14 protein-coding genes and 1 pseudogene are annotated in these 15,306 nt (G+C 69.4%); 9 read left to right on the forward strand and 6 right to left on the reverse strand.

Going from position 1 to position 15,306, the window contains the following annotated elements; all coding sequences use genetic code 11:
* Positions 1-640: RNA pyrophosphohydrolase (locus V7026_RS08430; protein ID WP_334154946.1), on the reverse strand; the 640-nt coding region annotated here is incomplete at its 3' end.
* A 62-nt stretch (positions 641-702) separates the two neighbouring features.
* On the opposite strand from V7026_RS08430, the gene V7026_RS08435 reads away from it, so the two are divergent.
* Positions 703-2,448 (forward strand): proline--tRNA ligase, encoded by a 1,746-nt coding sequence (locus tag V7026_RS08435; protein WP_334154947.1) that lies wholly within the window; start codon positions 703-705, stop codon positions 2,446-2,448.
* Between the two features lie 2 nt (positions 2,449-2,450).
* Entirely contained in the window at positions 2,451-3,095 is a 645-nt protein-coding gene (locus V7026_RS08440) for a lytic transglycosylase domain-containing protein (RefSeq protein ID WP_334154948.1), read from the forward strand.
* 9 nt (positions 3,096-3,104) lie between these two features.
* Here V7026_RS08440 and V7026_RS08445 read toward each other — a convergent pair whose 3' ends face one another.
* The 5 genes from V7026_RS08445 to hemA form a co-directional block, all read right to left on the reverse strand.
* On the reverse strand, positions 3,105-4,109 hold the full coding sequence (locus V7026_RS08445; protein ID WP_334154949.1) for an AAA family ATPase: 1,005 nt from the start codon (positions 4,107-4,109) through the stop codon (positions 3,105-3,107).
* Between the two features lie 105 nt (positions 4,110-4,214).
* A complete protein-coding gene (gene grxD, locus V7026_RS08450; RefSeq protein WP_334154950.1) occupies positions 4,215-4,541 on the reverse strand; it encodes a Grx4 family monothiol glutaredoxin in 327 nt (108 codons plus the stop codon).
* Positions 4,542-4,636: 95 nt separating this feature from the next.
* Positions 4,637-5,560: a peptide chain release factor N(5)-glutamine methyltransferase gene (gene prmC / locus V7026_RS08455; RefSeq protein ID WP_334154951.1), complete on the reverse strand. Its 924-nt coding sequence runs from the start codon at positions 5,558-5,560 to the stop codon at positions 4,637-4,639.
* A gap of 16 nt (positions 5,561-5,576) precedes the next feature.
* Entirely contained in the window at positions 5,577-6,689 is a 1,113-nt protein-coding gene (gene prfA / locus V7026_RS08460) for a peptide chain release factor 1 (protein WP_334154952.1), read from the reverse strand.
* Positions 6,686-8,008, reverse strand: a complete 1,323-nt coding sequence (hemA, locus tag V7026_RS08465; RefSeq protein ID WP_334154953.1) for a glutamyl-tRNA reductase — start codon at positions 8,006-8,008, stop codon at positions 6,686-6,688. The genes prfA and hemA overlap by 4 nt, the downstream gene beginning before the upstream one ends.
* Between hemA and V7026_RS08470 the strand changes: the two genes are divergently transcribed.
* From V7026_RS08470 to V7026_RS08500, 7 genes and pseudogenes are all read left to right on the forward strand, one after another.
* Positions 8,007-8,315, forward strand: a complete 309-nt coding sequence (locus V7026_RS08470; protein WP_334154954.1) for a hypothetical protein — start codon at positions 8,007-8,009, stop codon at positions 8,313-8,315. The two genes, hemA and V7026_RS08470, sit on opposite strands and share 2 nt — an antisense overlap.
* Positions 8,316-8,451: 136 nt before the next feature.
* On the forward strand, positions 8,452-12,360 hold the full coding sequence (locus V7026_RS08475; RefSeq protein WP_334154955.1) for an FAD/FMN-binding oxidoreductase: 3,909 nt from the start codon (positions 8,452-8,454) through the stop codon (positions 12,358-12,360).
* Positions 12,357-12,821 carry an HIT family protein gene (locus V7026_RS08480; protein ID WP_334154956.1) on the forward strand — a complete coding sequence of 155 codons (465 nt, stop codon included), beginning with the start codon at positions 12,357-12,359 and terminating at the stop codon, positions 12,819-12,821. Before V7026_RS08475 ends, V7026_RS08480 begins: the two co-directional genes overlap by 4 nt.
* The gene (locus V7026_RS08485; protein WP_334154957.1) at positions 12,818-13,225 is read left to right on the forward strand and encodes a DUF971 domain-containing protein; all 408 of its coding nucleotides are present in this window, start codon (positions 12,818-12,820) and stop codon (positions 13,223-13,225) included. The genes V7026_RS08480 and V7026_RS08485 overlap by 4 nt, the downstream gene beginning before the upstream one ends.
* Before the next feature lie 41 nt (positions 13,226-13,266).
* Positions 13,267-13,998 carry a bifunctional demethylmenaquinone methyltransferase/2-methoxy-6-polyprenyl-1,4-benzoquinol methylase UbiE gene (gene ubiE, locus V7026_RS08490; protein WP_334154958.1) on the forward strand — a complete coding sequence of 244 codons (732 nt, stop codon included), beginning with the start codon at positions 13,267-13,269 and terminating at the stop codon, positions 13,996-13,998.
* Positions 13,999-14,075: 77 nt separating this feature from the next.
* On the forward strand, positions 14,076-15,053 hold the full coding sequence (locus V7026_RS08495; protein WP_334154959.1) for a Tim44 domain-containing protein: 978 nt from the start codon (positions 14,076-14,078) through the stop codon (positions 15,051-15,053).
* A gap of 42 nt (positions 15,054-15,095) precedes the next feature.
* Positions 15,096-15,306 (forward strand): annotated as a pseudogene (locus tag V7026_RS08500) (hypothetical protein); the annotation flags it as partial.

The following is a 15,306-nucleotide window of genomic DNA, read 5'->3' on the forward strand; positions in this document are numbered from 1 at the left end:
AGCTGCCCCCGGGGGGCAGCTCCAGGTGGGCGGGCATGGCCAGGTGTGCCGGTAGCGCTCGCGGGCGTCGGCCCGCCTCGGGCGCTTTCGGGGGGGCGGGCGAGCGGCTCCGGTTGTTGCCGCGCAGATAGCGGTTACGGCTGTCGCGGCCGCTGCCGGTGTGGCCCAGAGGCGGCAGGTATTGCGACAGCTCTTCCAGCGCACGCTGGTACACGTCGCGCTTGAATTCGATCACCAGATCGAGCGGCACCCAGTAGTCGTTCCAGCGCCAGGCGTCGAATTCGGGGTGATCCGTGGCGCGCAGGTTCAGGTTCCAGTCGCCGCTGACCAGGCGCAGCAAAAACCAGATCTGCTTTTGGCCTTTGTAGTGGCCACGCGCGTCGCGGCGGATGTAGCGATCCGGCACCTCGTAGCGCAACCAGCCCCGTGTGCGGGCGATGACCGCCACGTGCTCCGGGCGCAGGCCGATCTCCTCGTGCAGCTCCCGGTACATCGCCTGTTCCGGGGTCTCGCCGCGGTCGATACCGCCTTGCGGGAACTGCCAGGAGTGGGTGCGGATGCGCTTGCCCCAAAACACCTGGTTCTTCTGGTTGAGCAGGATGATGCCGACATTGGGCCTGAAGCCATCTCTGTCAAGCATAATCGACCCCAATTTTCAAAAACTGTCTCGATTATGCATCGCAGGTCGGGATTTGTGTCGCCATGAAAGCCTCCCAGTTCTTCATCTCTACCCTCAAGGAAGCCCCGGCCGACGCCGAGGTCGTCAGCCACCGGCTCATGCTGCGCGCCGGCATGATCAGGAAGCTCGGTGCCGGCATCTACACCTACATGCCCATGGGGCTGCGCGTCATCCAGAAGGTGGAGCGCATCGTGCGCGAGGAGATGAACCGCGCCGGAGCCATCGAGCTGGTCATGCCGATAGTGCAGCCCGCCGAGCTGTGGCAGGAGACCGGCCGCTTCGCGAAAATGGGCCCGGAGCTGCTGCGCATCAAAGACCGGCACGAGCGCGACTTCGTCGTGCAGCCCACCAGCGAGGAGGTCGTCACCGACATCGCGCGCCAGGAGCTGAAGAGCTACAAGCAGCTGCCGAAGAACTTCTACCAGATCCAGACCAAGTTCCGCGACGAGCGCCGCCCGCGCTTTGGCCTGATGCGCGGGCGCGAGTTCATCATGAAGGACGCCTACAGCTTCGACCGCGACGCCGAGAGCGCGCAGCGCAGCTACCAGATCATGGCGCAGGCGTACCGGCGCATCTTCGATCGCTTCGGGCTGCGCTACCGCGCGGTGGCGGCCGACAGCGGTGCCATCGGCGGCGACCTGAGCGAGGAGTTCCAGGTAATGGCCGCCACCGGCGAGGACGCCATTGTCTACTGCCCGACCAGCGACTACGCCGCCAACCTGGAAAAGGCCGAGGCGCTGCCGCCTGCAGGCCCGCGCCCGGCGGCGGCGCAGCCGCTGAGCAAGGTTGCCACGCCGGGCCGCAGCACCTGTGTGCAGGTGGCCGAGTTGCTGGGCGTGCCGCTTGCGCGCACCGTCAAATCCATCGTGCTGGCCACCGACGAAGTCAACGAGCGCGACGAAATCGTGGCCACCCGGATCTGGCTGCTGCTGCTGCGCGGCGACCACGAGATGAACGAGGTCAAGGTGGGCAAGGTACCGGGGCTGGACCTGGGGTTTCGTTTCGCCACCGAGGCCGAAATCGTGGCCCACTTCGGCTGCAAGCCGGGTTATCTGGGGCCGGTGGGGTTGAAGCAGCCTGTCACCATCGTCGCCGACCGCGAGGTGGCCGTCATGGCCGACTGGATCTGCGGTGCCAACGAGGTGGATTTTCACCTGAGCGGCGTCAACTGGGGGCGCGACCTGCCGGAGCCGGACTTGGTGGCCGACCTTCGCAACGTCGTGGCCGGCGACCCGTCGCCGGACGGCCGCGGGGTGCTGGCGATCGAGCGCGGCATCGAAGTCGGGCATGTGTTCTACCTCGGCACCAAGTACAGCCGGGCGATGAACGCCACCTTCCTCGATGAGGATGGCAAGCCCAAGCCGTTCGAGATGGGCTGCTACGGCATCGGCATCACGCGCCTGCCGGCGGCGGCCATCGAGCAGAACCACGACGAGCGCGGCATCATCTGGCCGGACGCGATCGCGCCGTTCACAGTGGTGATCTGCCCGATCGGCATGGACCGCAGCCCCACCGTGCGCGAGGCCGCCGAGCGCCTGCACGACGAGCTGGCCGCGCTCGGCGTGGACGTGATGCTGGACGACCGCGGCGAGCGGCCCGGGGCCATGTTTGCCGACTGGGAGCTGATCGGCGTGCCGCACCGCGTCACCCTTGGCGAGCGCGGGCTCAAGGACGGTCTGGTCGAATACCAGCACCGGCGCGACACCGCGGCCACGCCCGTGCCGCTGGCCGACATCGTGGGGTGGTTGCGCGAGCGCATCACGGGGTGATCATGGACCTGGCCCGCGGGCCTGCGCTAGACCGGCGCCGCTGCCTGGGGCGCCTGGCAGGGTGGGTCGCGCCGGCGCTCGCCTGCGCGGTCGCCGGGCCGGCCTGGGCCGGGGCGCAGATCGAGGAGCCGCTGTCGGACGCCGTGCGCCATGCGCTGCGGGCGGCCGTCGAGCAGCTCGACCCGCCGGAGCCGGAGTTTTTGACGGCCGAGGAGCGGCTGGCCTACCTGCGATGGTTGGGCCGGGCGAGTTGGCAGTTGCGGCGCCGCAAGCCGGAGCCGCAGGCGCGCATCGATTTTTTGCAGACCGCGTGGTACGAGAGCAAACGCGCCGGCCTGGACACGGCGCTGGTGCTGGGGCTGATCGAAGTCGAAAGTGCCTTTCGCAAGTACGCCATCTCCCGCGTTGGGGCGCGGGGCTACATGCAGGTGATGCCGTTCTGGACCCGGGTCATCGGCGACGGGGATCCGGACAAGCTGTTCCACCTGCAGACCAACCTGCGCTACGGTTGCGTGATCCTGCGCCACTACCTGCAGCGCGAGCGCGGGGACCTGTTTTTGGCCCTGGGGCGCTACAACGGCAGCCGTGGCCGCTCGGCCTATCCGAACGCCGTGTTTGCCGCCGAGCGCCGCTGGCGTCTGGCGTGAGCCACGCCCTCACTGCAAAAACCCGATGCGCGGGCGCGCGCCCGACGCAGCGGGCAGGTCCCGCACCTCGATGCGGTCGCGTCGATCCAGCCGGGCGTTGCCGAAGCCGGTCATGAGGGCGCGTCGCATCTCGCGCGGGGCCAGCCCTGCGAGCTGGTCCAGCACATCGTCGCCGGGTTCTTCGTCGAACAGTCGGCCCCAGTCGTGCGCGGCGCGCAGCCGCTGGTAGAGCTGGCGCGCAATGCCACGGGCCTCGTCGCGTGTGGGCGGGGCGATTTCGAACACATTCATGCGGTTGAGGATGGGGTCCGGAATGGTCCGCTCGTCATTCGCGGTGGTGATCCAGATGACCTGGCTGGCATCGATGGGCACCTCGGCGAACTCGTCCACGAAGCGCTGCGCCGTCTGCGGCTCCAGCAGGCCGTAGAGGGCGCCCAGGGGGTCGTACTGCGCATCGCTGGCTTTGTCGATTTCGTCCACCACCAGCACCGGGTTGGCGTAATTGCCTTCCACCAGGGCCTCGAACACCTTGCCGGGCTTGGCGCCTTTCCATTGCGACGATGAGCCCGACAACAGCCAGCCGGCGGTCATCGAACTCATGGGCACCAGGGTCATGGTGGTGGCCAGCAGATCGGCGAGCTGCTGGGCGAAGTGGGTTTTGCCAACGCCCGGCGGCCCCAGCAGCAGCAGGGGGGTGATCTCCAGGCTGTCGCTGCTTTCCTGCGCCAGCGCGACGTGGCGCCGCACGTCATCGAGCACGGCGCGGAAATTGGGCAACTGCTCGTACAGCGGCTCCAGATCGGGCACGCCGGAGGGCTTGACCGCGAAGCGCTGCGGGCCGCGCTCCAGCATGCGCTCGTAGGTTTGGCACAACGTCGCCTGTTCGCGATCGTTGCCCTGGGCCTTCAGGCGCCGCAGGCGCTGCTCGACCTCCTCGGGGCTAAAGACGTCGCGCACCCGCGCGATCGGCAAGCCGCGGGTGGTGGGGATGGCGGGAACGGGGTTGGCTTCCATGGCACTCTCCTTCGACGACCAATCCTGCGGCCATTGAAGCATGGACCGTGCCAGCGGCCCAACCCGGGCAATCCCGGATGGCGCATCTGCGCCGCTGGCGCGACCTTATGAGGTTGATGCCCCGAGGAGCTGTTGCAGCTCGCCGGACTCGTACATCTCCATCATGATGTCCGAGCCGCCGACAAACTCCCCGCGCACATAGAGTTGCGGAATGGTCGGCCAGTTGCTGTATTCCTTGATGCCCTGGCGGATTTCGGGGTCCTCCAGCACATTGACCGTGACGAGGCTCTTGGGATCGACCCCGCAGGCCTTGAGGATTTGCACCGCGCGGCCGGAAAAGCCGCACATCGGAAAGCTCGCCGTGCCCTTCATGAACAGCACGAGGTCGTGGGATTTGACCAGTTGGTCGATGCGCTGCTGTACGTCGCTCATGGGTCCCTGCGAATGAGGTGATGAAAACCCTGGATTATCGCCAGTCCCCCGACCCGTGGGATGCGCGGGCGCCCATGCCCCCGCCGGGGGCGGTATCACCCCGGCCAGCGGCCGCCGGTGCAGCGGCGGTGGCCGCCCAGGTCGCGCCGATGGCCGATGTCACGCCAACCCCAGTGTTGCAGCAAGGCGGCCACCGCGTCGGCCTGGTCCCAGCCGTGTTCCAGCAGCAGCCAGCCGCCGGGCTCCAGCCGCGCAGGGGCGCCGGCGACGATGGCACGCAGGTCGTCCAGCCCATCCACCCCCCCGACCAGGGCGTCGATGGGCTCGTGCCGCAAGGCGCCCAGGTGCGGGTCGTCGGCGCGCAGATAGGGCGGATTCGCGACGATCAGGTCGAAGCGTGCCGGCCACGAGGGGGTATCGACCGTGCCGGTGTCATCGGTTGCCAACGGCCAGGGTCGCCAGCCGGACCACCAGTGTCCCTGTACCCAGCGCACCGGCAGCCCCAGCCGCCGCCCGTTGGCCGCGGCCACGGTCAGGGCGTTGGTGCTCTGGTCTAGGCCCCAGACGGTCGCACCCGGCCGGGCGTGCTGGAGGGCCAGGGCGATGGCACCGCTGCCGGTGCCCAGGTCTAACACCCGCACGCCCGCGCGCGCAGGCAGCACCGCCAGTGCCCAGTCCACCAGGGTTTCGGTGTCGGGGCGGGGGTCCAGCACGCGCGCGTCCACCTGCAAGGTCAGGCCATAGAAGCCGCGCTCACCGGTCAGGTACGCCAGCGGCTCCCCGTCGATTCTGCGCTGACACAGGGCCGCGTAGCGCGCGGCGGCCTCTGGCGTCAACGGGGCGTCGTCGTGGGCCAGCAGCCAGGCCCGGTCCGCCAGCGGTCGCTGCAGCGCATGCAGGAGCAGCCACTGGGCGTCCAGCCGGTCCATGCCCCGCGCCTGGGCTGCCCGCAGCGCGTCGCGCAGGGTGGACGGCGCGCCCGCACCGCGGGCCGGTGGGGCGTTGGGGGGCGCATCCATGTCCGGTCGGGGCGAATCAGGCGGCGCCGGTGGCCCGCGCTTCCAGCTCGGCCATCAGCTCCGCGCCGTGCACCAGCTGCAGCCCGTGGATCAGATCGTCCAAATCCCCCTCGAGCACGGCTGGCAGCTTGTACAGGGTCAGGTTGATGCGGTGATCCGTGACCCGGCCCTGGGGAAAGTTGTAGGTGCGGATGCGGTCGCTGCGGTCGCCGCTGCCGATCAGGCCCTTGCGCGTGGCGGCCTCGCGGGCCTCGCGCTCGCGGCGCTCGCGCTCCTGCAGGCGCGCCAACAGCACTTGCAGCGCGCGGGCCTTGTTGCGGTGCTGGCTGCGGTCGTCCTGGCATTCGGCTACCAGGCCCGTGGGTAGGTGCGTGATACGCACAGCCGAATCGGTCTTGTTGACGTGCTGGCCGCCAGCACCACTGGCGCGGAAGGTGTCGATGCGCAGTTCGGCGGGGTTGATCTGGACCGTCTGCGCTTCGTCCGGTTCGGGCAGCACGGCTACGGTGCAGGCGCTGGTGTGGATGCGCCCTTGCGACTCCGTGACCGGCACCCGCTGCACGCGGTGTCCGCCGGACTCGAAGCGCAGCCGCCCATAGGCGCCCCGGCCGACGATGCGCAGCACAACCTCCTTGCTGCCGCCGAGCTCACTCGGGGATTCGCTGATGACCTCGGCGCGCCAGCCCTGCCGCTCGGCGTCGCGGACGTACATGCGCGCCAGTTCGGCGGCGAACAGCGCCGCCTCCTCGCCGCCGGTGCCGGCGCGGATTTCGACGAAGGCATTGCGCTCGTCGTCGGGGTCGCGCGGCAGCAGCAGGGTGTGCAGTTGCGCGGCCAGGGCGTCGAGCTCGGCCTGCGCCGCGGCTTCCTCGTCCGCGGCCAGCACGGCCAGGGCCGCGTCGCCGCTAAGCTGGGCCTCGGCGGCCAGCTGCCGGGCGCCGTCCCGATCGGCCTCGCGCTGCAGGTAGCGCCGATAGGGTTGGACGATGGCGTCGGTCTCGGCGTGCTCGCGCGTCAGTGCGCGAAAGCGTTCCAGGTCGGTGGTCGCATCCGGCGCCGCCAGTTGGGCGTCCAGCTCGTGCAGGCGCAGGCGCAGGCGCTCGAGCGTCTCGCGAACGAAAGGCTTCATGGGCGTGGGGCGGGCCCGTGCGCGGTGCCGGAGCGCGCGGCCGGTGCATCCAGCCGTCCGCGCAGGAACAGGCGCGACACCACCTCGGCCGTGTGGCGGCGGCTCGCCTCGTCCCCGCTGTGCAGCTCGGCCAACGCGCCGTGCAGCATTTTTTGCGTCAGTCCGCGCGAGAGCGCCTCCAGCACAGTGTCCACATCCTCGCCACGGGCCAGCAGGCGCCGCGCGCGGGCGATTTCGGCCGTGCGCCAGGCGTCGGTCTGCGCCTGCAAATCGCGGATCAGCGCGACCACGCCCGCGTTTGGATCGCGCTGGCGCAGCCAGTGCATGAAGCTCTGCACGCCAGCGTCGATGATGGCCTCGGCCTGCGCGACGGCGGCCTGGCGCTGATCTTTGCCGGTCTGCACGACCGCGGCCAGATCGTCCACGGTGTAGAGGTAGACGTCGTCGAGAGCCTTGACTTCGGCCTCGATGTCGCGCGGGACGGCCAGATCGACCATGAACATGGGGCGGTGGCGGCGGCGCTTGAGCGCGCTTTCCACCATGCCCAGCCCGATCAGTGGCAGCGTGCTGGCGGTGCAGCTCACCACAGCGTCGAACTCGTGCAGCCGGGCCGGCAGGTCGGACAGGCGCATGACCTCGGCCCCGAACCGGGCGGCCAGCTTTTCGCCGCGCTCCAGCGTGCGGTTGGCAATGACCATCGCGCGCGGCTGGCGCGCCGCGAAGTGGGTGGCGGCCAGCTCGATCATCTCGCCCGCGCCGACGAACAGGATGCCGATGTCGCGCAGGTCCTCGAACAACTGACCGGCCAGCCGCACCGCCGCTGCCGCCATGCTGATGGAGTGGGCGCCGATTTCGGTGCTGCTGCGCACCTGTTTGGCGACCGCGAACGAGCGCTGGAACAGCTGGTGCAGCGTAGTGCCGAGTGCGCCGGCTTCGTCTGCGACGCGCACCGCGTCCTTCAGTTGACCAAGGATCTGGGCCTCGCCCAGCACCATGCTGTCCAGCCCGCTGGCGACGCGAAAGGCGTGGCGTGCCGCCGCGTCCTCGCGCAGCACATAGGCGTGCTGCATCAGTGTCTCGGCGGGCACGCCCGCGGTCTCCGCCAGCCAGTTTGCGGCCGGCTCGATCAGCGGCTCGTCGGCGGCGCAGTACAGCTCGGTTCGGTTACAGGTGGACAGCAGGGCGGCTTCGGGCTGGCGCGCCACCGACGCGCGAAACTGCCGCAGCGCCTCGGGCACCTGGTCGAGGGCGAAGGCAAACCGCCCCCGCACATCGAGCGGGGCCGTTTGGTGGTTGATGCCGAGCGCCCAGACTGCCATGGTTGCGGATTATAAAATTTCGGGCTCCGTGGATGCCCTGGCCCTGCTTCTCCATCTGCTCAACCTCGTGGCGCCGGCCTGGGGTCTGGCGGCGCTGCTGGCGTCGGCACTGGCCTGGCGGGGCCGTGCGCGCCCGCGCTGGCGCGCCGGGCTGGCGCATGGGGCATGGCTGGGGGTGTGGGGCTCGGCCGTGCTAATCGCGGGCCTGGTGCTGTCCGGCCGGGACGGCCGCATGGCCACCTACGCCGCGCTGGTGGGGGTGATGGGCGCGGTCGCGGCCTGGCGCGACGGGGTCGGACGCCGATGACCCCCACGGGTATCGGGGCGCGGACCCTGATGCCAGTGGTGCTGTGGTGCGCTGCGGTAACATCCGGTCCCCGTGTCGGCCGCCGCGCCTCCCCAGCGGGCCCCGCCGGCGCGCGGTCCGCCAGCCGCTACCGCCCATGAACGCTCCGACGCCCCTTCACGCCCTGCTCGACGCCGAGCCCGACGCCCCGCGCCTGCGCGAGATTCCGTACAACTACACCTCGTTTTCGGACCGGGAGATCGTCCTGCGGCTGCTGGGCGCCCGCGCCTGGGCGCTGCTGGAGCAACTGCGACGTGAGCGCGCCACCGGCCGCTCTGCCCGCATGCTGTACGAGGTGCTGGGCGACATCTGGGTGGTACAGCGCAACCCCTACCTGCAGGACGATCTGCTGGCCAACCCCAAGCGCCGCGCCGCGCTGATCGAGGCCCTCCACCATCGGCTGGGCGAGATCGAGAAGCGCCGCCGCCCGAAGGAGGACGCGCAGCGCGATGCGCTGGTAGGCGAACTGCTGGACCATGCGCGGCACGCGGTGCAGGCCTTTGCCCAGGCATTCGACGACATGGCGGCCCTGCGCCAGCGCGTCGTTAAGGTGCTGCGCCGCTACACCCACAAAGACAACATCAAGTTCGACGGCCTGAGCCGCGTCAGCCATGTCACCGACGCGACGGACTGGCGCGTGGAATACCCCTTCGTCGTCCTGACCCCCGACACCGAGGCCGAGATGGCCGGACTGGTGCAGGGCTGCATCGAACTGGGCCTGACCATCGTCCCGCGCGGCGGCGGCACGGGTTACACCGGCGGTGCGGTGCCATTGACGTGGAAGAGTGCGGTCATCAACACCGAAAAGCTGGAGTCCATGACCGAGGTCGAGCATGTGCGCCTGCCCGGCCTGGACCAGCCCGTGCCGACCATCTGGACCGAGGCTGGCGTCGTCACCCAGCGCGTGGCCGATGCCGCCGAGCGCGCCGGCTTCGTTTTCGCGGTGGATCCGACGTCGGCCGAGGCCTCGTGCATCGGCGGCAACATTGCGATGAACGCCGGCGGCAAGAAGGCGGTGCTGTGGGGCACGGCGCTGGACAACCTGGCGAGCTGGCGCATGGTCACCCCCGATGCCGAGTGGCTGGAGGTGCACCGCATCGGCCACAACCTGGGCAAGATCCACGACGCCGAGGTGGCCAGCTTCGAGCTGCGCTACTTTGCCGCCGACGGCAAGACGCCGCTGCGCACCGAGCGGCTGGACATTCCCGGCGCGCGCTTCCGCAAAGCCGGTCTGGGCAAGGACGTCACCGACAAATTTTTGAGCGGCCTGCCCGGCGTGCAGAAGGAGGGCTGCGACGGCATCATCACCAGCGCGCGCTGGGTGGTGCACCGCATGCCGGCGCACACGCGCACGGTGTGCCTGGAGTTCTTCGGCAACCCGAAGGACGCCGTGCCCTCGATCGTCGAGATCAAAAATTTCATGTTCGCCGAGCACAAGCGCACGGGCACGCTGCTCGCGGGGCTGGAGCATCTAGACGATCGCTACCTGAAGGCGGTGGGCTACACCACCAAGAGCAAGCGCGGCACGCTGCCCAAGATGGTGCTGATCGGCGACATCGTGGGCGACGACCCGGACGCCGTGGCCCGCGCCGCCAGCGAAGTGGTGCGGCTGGCCAACGCCCGCGCGGGCGAGGGTTTTACCGCCGTCAGCCCCGAGGCGCGCAAAAAATTCTGGGCCGACCGCAAGCGCACCGCGGCGATCAGCCGCCATACCAACGCCTTCAAGATCAACGAAGACGTCGTGATCCCACTCGAGCGCATGGGCGAGTACACGCTGGGCATCGAGCGCATCAACATCGAGCTGAGCCTGCGCAACAAGATCAGCCTGTGCGACGAGCTGGAGGCTTTTTTCGCCCGTGGGGCGCTGCCGCTGGGCAAGGCCGAAGACCCCAACGATGTGCCGAGCCCCGAGTGGCTGGCCGATCGCACCGAGCAGGCGCTCACCCTGATCCGGGATGTGCGCAGCCAGTGGCAGGCGTGGTGCGACGGCCTGGACACGGTGCCGGCCGATGGCGGGCGCACGGTGTTCGAGCAGTTGCAGGACCACACTTGGCGCGCGAGCTGGAAGACGCAAATCCGCCAGCCGCTGCGCGACCTGTTCACCGGGGCCGTATTCGCGCCGCTACTGGCCGAGTGCGAGGCCATCCATCGCCGCGTGCTCAAAGGCCGGGTCTGGGTGGCGCTGCACATGCACGCCGGCGACGGCAATGTGCACACCAACATTCCGGTCAACAGCGACGACTATGCGATGCTGCAGACCGCGCACGAGGCGGTGGGTCGCATCATGGCCCTGGCGCGCAGCCTGGACGGGGTGATCTCGGGCGAACACGGTATCGGCATCACCAAGCTGGAATACCTCAGCGACGACGAAATCGCCCCCTTTGCCGACTATAAGCGCCGAGTGGATCCGCAGGGGCGCTTCAACCGCGGCAAGCTGTTGCGCGACGCCGCGGCGCTCGGCCCCGACGTGCATGCTGCCGACCTCAGTCAGGCCTACACCCCCAGCTTCGGCCTCATGGGCTATGAGTCGCTCATCATGCAGCAGAGCGACATCGGCGCCATCGCCGACAGCATCAAGGACTGCCTGCGCTGCGGCAAGTGCAAGCCGGTGTGCTCCACCCATGTGCCGCGCGCCAATCTGCTGTACAGCCCGCGCAACAAAATCCTGGCCACCAGTCTGCTGATCGAGGCCTTTCTGTACGAGGAGCAGACGCGCCGCGGCGTGTCCATCCAGCACTGGGAGGAGTTCGAGGACGTGGCCGACCACTGCACGGTCTGCCACAAATGCGAAAGTCCCTGCCCGGTCAAGATCGACTTCGGCGACGTGTCGATGGCCATGCGCAACCTGCTGCGCAAGATGAGGCAGAAATCCTTCCGCCCGGGCAATGCGCTGGCGATGGCCTTCCTCAATGCCACGCGCCCCGAGACCATCAAGCTGATGCGCTCGGCCATGGTGGACGTGGGCTACAAGGCGCAGCGGCTGGCCCACGATGCCCTCAAGGGGCTGGCACGCCGCCAGACCGGCGCGCCTCCGGCCACCGTCGGCGCGGCCCCGGTCAAGGAGCAGGTCATCCACTTCATCAATAAGAAGATGCCCGGCAACCTGCCCAAGAAGACCGCGCGCGCGCTGCTGGACATCGAGGACAAGGCCTACGTTCCGATCATCCGCGACCCGCAGCGCACCAGCGCCGACGCCGAGGCGGTGTTCTACTTCCCGGGCTGCGGCTCGGAGCGGCTGTTCAGCCAGGTGGGCCTGGCCACGCAGGCCATGCTGTGGCACGTCGGCGTGCAGACCGTGCTGCCGCCGGGCTACCTCTGCTGCGGCTACCCGCAGCGCGGCAGCGGCCAGTTCGACAAGGCCGAGCAGATCATCACCGACAACCGCGTGCTGTTCCACCGCGTGGCCAACACGCTGAATTACCTGGACATCAAGACCGTGGTGGTCAGTTGCGGCACCTGCTACGACCAGTTGCAGGGCTACGAGTTCGACAAGATCTTCCCGGGCTGCCGCATCATCGATATCCACGAGTACCTGCTGGAAAAGGGCGTCAAGCTGCAGGGCAAGGAGGCGTACCTCTACCACGACCCGTGCCACAGCCCGATGAAGCTGCAGGAGCCGCTCAAGACCGTCAAGGCGCTGGTGGGCGAGACGGTGGTGGCCAGCGATCGCTGCTGCGGCGAGTCCGGCACCCTGGCGGTGACGCGGCCCGATGTCTCGACCCAGGTGCGCTTCCGCAAGGAGCAGGAGCTGCGCAAGAACGAGCGCCAGCTGGCCGAATTGGCGCAGCGCACCGGGGCACAGGCCACGCCGGGCCGTACCAAGATTCTGACCTCCTGCCCGAGCTGCCTGCAGGGCCTGAGCCGCTACGGCGAAGATCTGAGCAGTGGCCTGCTGGAGGCCGACTACATCGTCGTCGAGATCGCGCGCCAGATGCTGGGCGAAAACTGGCTGCCCGATTACGTGGCGCGCGCCAACGCCGGCGGCATCGAGCGGGTGCTGGTGTGACCGATTGCGCGCTGTGCCGCGACGACGGCGGCCTGCTGTTGTGGCGCGACGCTGGCTGGCGCGTGGTGCGCCCGCTCGGGGCCGAGGTGGCCGCCGCGCCGGCGTGGTACCGCGTGATCGCCGTCGCGCACGTGGCCGAGTGGAGCGACCTGTCCCTGACCGAGCAGGCTCGCGCGATGGCCCTCGTGACGGCAGTAGAGCGCGCGCTGCGCGCCACGCTGGCGCCAACCAAGGTCAATCTGGCGAGCCTCGGCAACGTGGTGCCGCACCTGCACTGGCATGTGATCGCGCGCTTCGATTGGGACAGCCGCTTTCCGGCCCCAGTGTGGGCGCCGGCGCAGCGCGGTGATGACGCGCTGCGGCTCGTGGCGCTGCGCGAGCGGCTGCCGACCTGCGACGCCGCCGTCGTGCAGGCGCTGGATGCGCTGTCGATCACCCCCGTTCAGGAGTATCCGCGATGACCTCCGCGTCCCATCCCCATCCCACCGAGCTGACCGTGCACGGTGCCTCGCGCGTGCTGGAGATCGCCTTCGACGACGGTGCGCGCTTCCGCATCCCGTTCGAGCTGATGCGCGTCTACTCGCCCTCGGCCGAGGTGCAAGGGCATGGACCCGGTCAGGCGGTGCTGCAGACCGGCAAGCGCCACGTCGAGATCCTCGCGCTGGAGCCGGTGGGCCACTACGCCGTGCAGCCGACCTTCTCCGACGGGCACGACAGCGGCATCTACACATGGGAGTATCTGTACTTCCTAGGCAGCCGGCAGGACGAGCTGTGGGCGGATTACGAGCGCCGTCTGGCCGAAGCCTGCGTGGACCGCGACGCGCCGATGCCCGGCCCGGCCGCGGCCGGGTGTGGCCGCCACTGAACGGCACGGCCGCTCCAGCGCCTTTGACGTACCATGGCGCCATGACGCAGACGCACTTTGGCTTCGAGACTGTCGACGAGCGCGAGAAGGCGCGGCGCGTGCGCGCCGTGTTCGATTCGGTGGCGCCGCGCTACGACCTGATGAACGACCTCATGTCCGCCGGCCTGCACCGCTGGTGGAAGGCCTATGCGGTCATGGTGGCCAATCCGCAGCCCGGCCAGCGCGTGCTGGACATCGCGGGCGGCACGGGCGATCTGGGGCTGGCGATCGCCCCGCGGGTGCGACCCGGTGGTACGGTCGTGCACACTGACATCAATGCCGCCATGCTGCGCGAGGGCCGCGATCGGCTGCTCGACCAGGGCATCGTCTTGCCCACGGTGGTGTGCGACGCCGAGCAACTGCCGTTTCCGGACTGGCATTTCGACCTCGTGACCGTGGCGTTCGGCTTGCGCAACATGACGCACAAGGAACTTGCGCTGCGTGAAATGAATCGAGTGCTCAAGGTCGGCGGCAAGCTGCTGGTGCTCGAGTTCTCCAAGGTCTCGCCCCCGCTGCGCAAAGCCTACGACTGGTATAGTTTCCACGTGCTGCCGCGCCTGGGGCGCTGGGTAGCGAACGACGAGGCCAGCTACCGCTATCTGGCCGAGTCGATCCGCATGCACCCCGACCAGGAGACGCTGCGGGCCATGGTACGCGAAGCTGGCTTCGGCCACGTCGATGTGCACAACCTGACCGGTGGCGTCGTCGCCTTGCATGTGGGGCTGAAGACCTGAAACTTGCCCCGATGTCGGGGCTATACGGAGACATCGACGTGAACACGAAAATCGGGACCTGGCTGCTCGTAGTGGTGATGACGCTGTCGTCGGCCGAGGTGTGGGCAAAGCGGCTGGGAGGCGGCGGCTCGATGGGCAAGCAATCCAGCAACGTGGTGCAGCGCAACAGCGCACCGCCGCAGCAAGCCCCGGCGCCGTCGCCGTCGCAGGCTCAGCCCGCACCTGCTGCGCCCGCCGGGGCCGCGGCCGGGGCGGCGGCCAAGCCGCAGCGCCCCTGGGGCGCGATGTTGGGGGGGCTGGCGGCCGGGCTGGGTCTGGCGTGGCTGGCGTCGGCGCTGGGCTTTGGTGAGGCGTTTGCGCAGTTTCTGCTGATCCTGCTGCTCGCCGTCGCGGTGCTGGCGGTCATCGCCTGGATGCGGCGCGGCCGCGCGGGCTCGGCCGCTCGCTCGCCCCTGGCGCTTCAAGGGGTGGGTACCGCCACCTCGCCGGTGACGCCGCGCAGCTACCAGCCGGGCAATGTGGGCAACGACGCCTCGGCCCGGCCGTGGGAACGCACTCAGTTCGGCGGCGTCGGTGCGGGGGCCTCCGCCACCGCCGGCGCCGCGGTCAGTCTGATCGGCAGCGCCCTCGGCAGCCACGCCGCCCTGTCGGGCTCGCAGTCCTGGGGCGTTCCGGCCGACTTTGACACCGAGGGATTTTTGCGGGCGTCCAAAGACAACTTCGTGCGTCTGCAGGCCGCCTGGGACCGCGGCGACATTCCCGCCCTGCGCGCGCTCATGACCGATGAGATGCTGGCGCAGATCGAGGCACAGCTCGCCGAGCGCGAAGCGGCCCGGTCCGGCGTGCCCAACGTCACCGAGGTCGTGTCGCTGGACGCGCAGTTGCTCGGTATCGAGGACCTAGGCCGGGAGTACATGGCCAGCGTCGAGTTCTCCGGTCTGATCCGCGAGAACCCGGCCGAGGGCCCAACGCCGTTCCGCGAGGTGTGGAACATCACCCGGCCTAAGGAAGGGCGCGGCGGCTGGCTGGTCGCGGGCGTGCAGGCCTTGCAGTGACGCGGCGGCGTTACCCTGCGCCGATCCGGCAGAATCGGGGGCATGACTGAGCCCCCGATTTTTTTTCGGCCCCGGCCCGGCACGGGCCCGTGGCGACTGCCGACGCCGCCGGCCTGGCTGCTCGACGCGGCCCGCAACCGCATCGTGCTGCTCCTTAACCACGTGCTGCAGCAGGAGCCCGAGGCCATGCAGCGCCTGCGCCGTCAGGCGGGCAAGTGGGTGCGGGTGCGCTGGAGTCGGGGGGGGGCGGCCG

Source organism: Tepidimonas sp. (assembly GCF_036825565.1).
Lineage (GTDB): Bacteria > Pseudomonadota > Gammaproteobacteria > Burkholderiales > Burkholderiaceae_C > Tepidimonas.

What these genes read in the sequence shown, in the direction of transcription:
- V7026_RS08445 (WP_334154949.1), bottom strand. Translation starts at nt 4,109, where the DNA reads ATGGAAGCCAACCCCGTTCCCGCCATCCCCACCACCCGCGGCTTGCCG.
- grxD (WP_334154950.1), bottom strand. Translation starts at nt 4,541, where the DNA reads ATGAGCGACGTACAGCAGCGCATCGACCAACTGGTCAAATCCCACGAC.
- prmC (WP_334154951.1), bottom strand. Translation starts at nt 5,560, where the DNA reads ATGGATGCGCCCCCCAACGCCCCACCGGCCCGCGGTGCGGGCGCGCCG.
- hemA (WP_334154953.1), bottom strand. Translation starts at nt 8,008, where the DNA reads ATGGCAGTCTGGGCGCTCGGCATCAACCACCAAACGGCCCCGCTCGAT.
- V7026_RS08440 (WP_334154948.1), top strand. Translation starts at nt 2,451, where the DNA reads ATGGACCTGGCCCGCGGGCCTGCGCTAGACCGGCGCCGCTGCCTGGGG.
- V7026_RS08475 (WP_334154955.1), top strand. Translation starts at nt 8,452, where the DNA reads ATGAACGCTCCGACGCCCCTTCACGCCCTGCTCGACGCCGAGCCCGAC.
- V7026_RS08435 (WP_334154947.1), top strand. Translation starts at nt 703, where the DNA reads ATGAAAGCCTCCCAGTTCTTCATCTCTACCCTCAAGGAAGCCCCGGCC.
- ubiE (WP_334154958.1), top strand. Translation starts at nt 13,267, where the DNA reads ATGACGCAGACGCACTTTGGCTTCGAGACTGTCGACGAGCGCGAGAAG.
- prfA (WP_334154952.1), bottom strand. Translation starts at nt 6,689, where the DNA reads ATGAAGCCTTTCGTTCGCGAGACGCTCGAGCGCCTGCGCCTGCGCCTG.
- V7026_RS08495 (WP_334154959.1), top strand. Translation starts at nt 14,076, where the DNA reads ATGACGCTGTCGTCGGCCGAGGTGTGGGCAAAGCGGCTGGGAGGCGGC.
- V7026_RS08485 (WP_334154957.1), top strand. Translation starts at nt 12,818, where the DNA reads ATGACCTCCGCGTCCCATCCCCATCCCACCGAGCTGACCGTGCACGGT.
- V7026_RS08470 (WP_334154954.1), top strand. Translation starts at nt 8,007, where the DNA reads ATGGTTGCGGATTATAAAATTTCGGGCTCCGTGGATGCCCTGGCCCTG.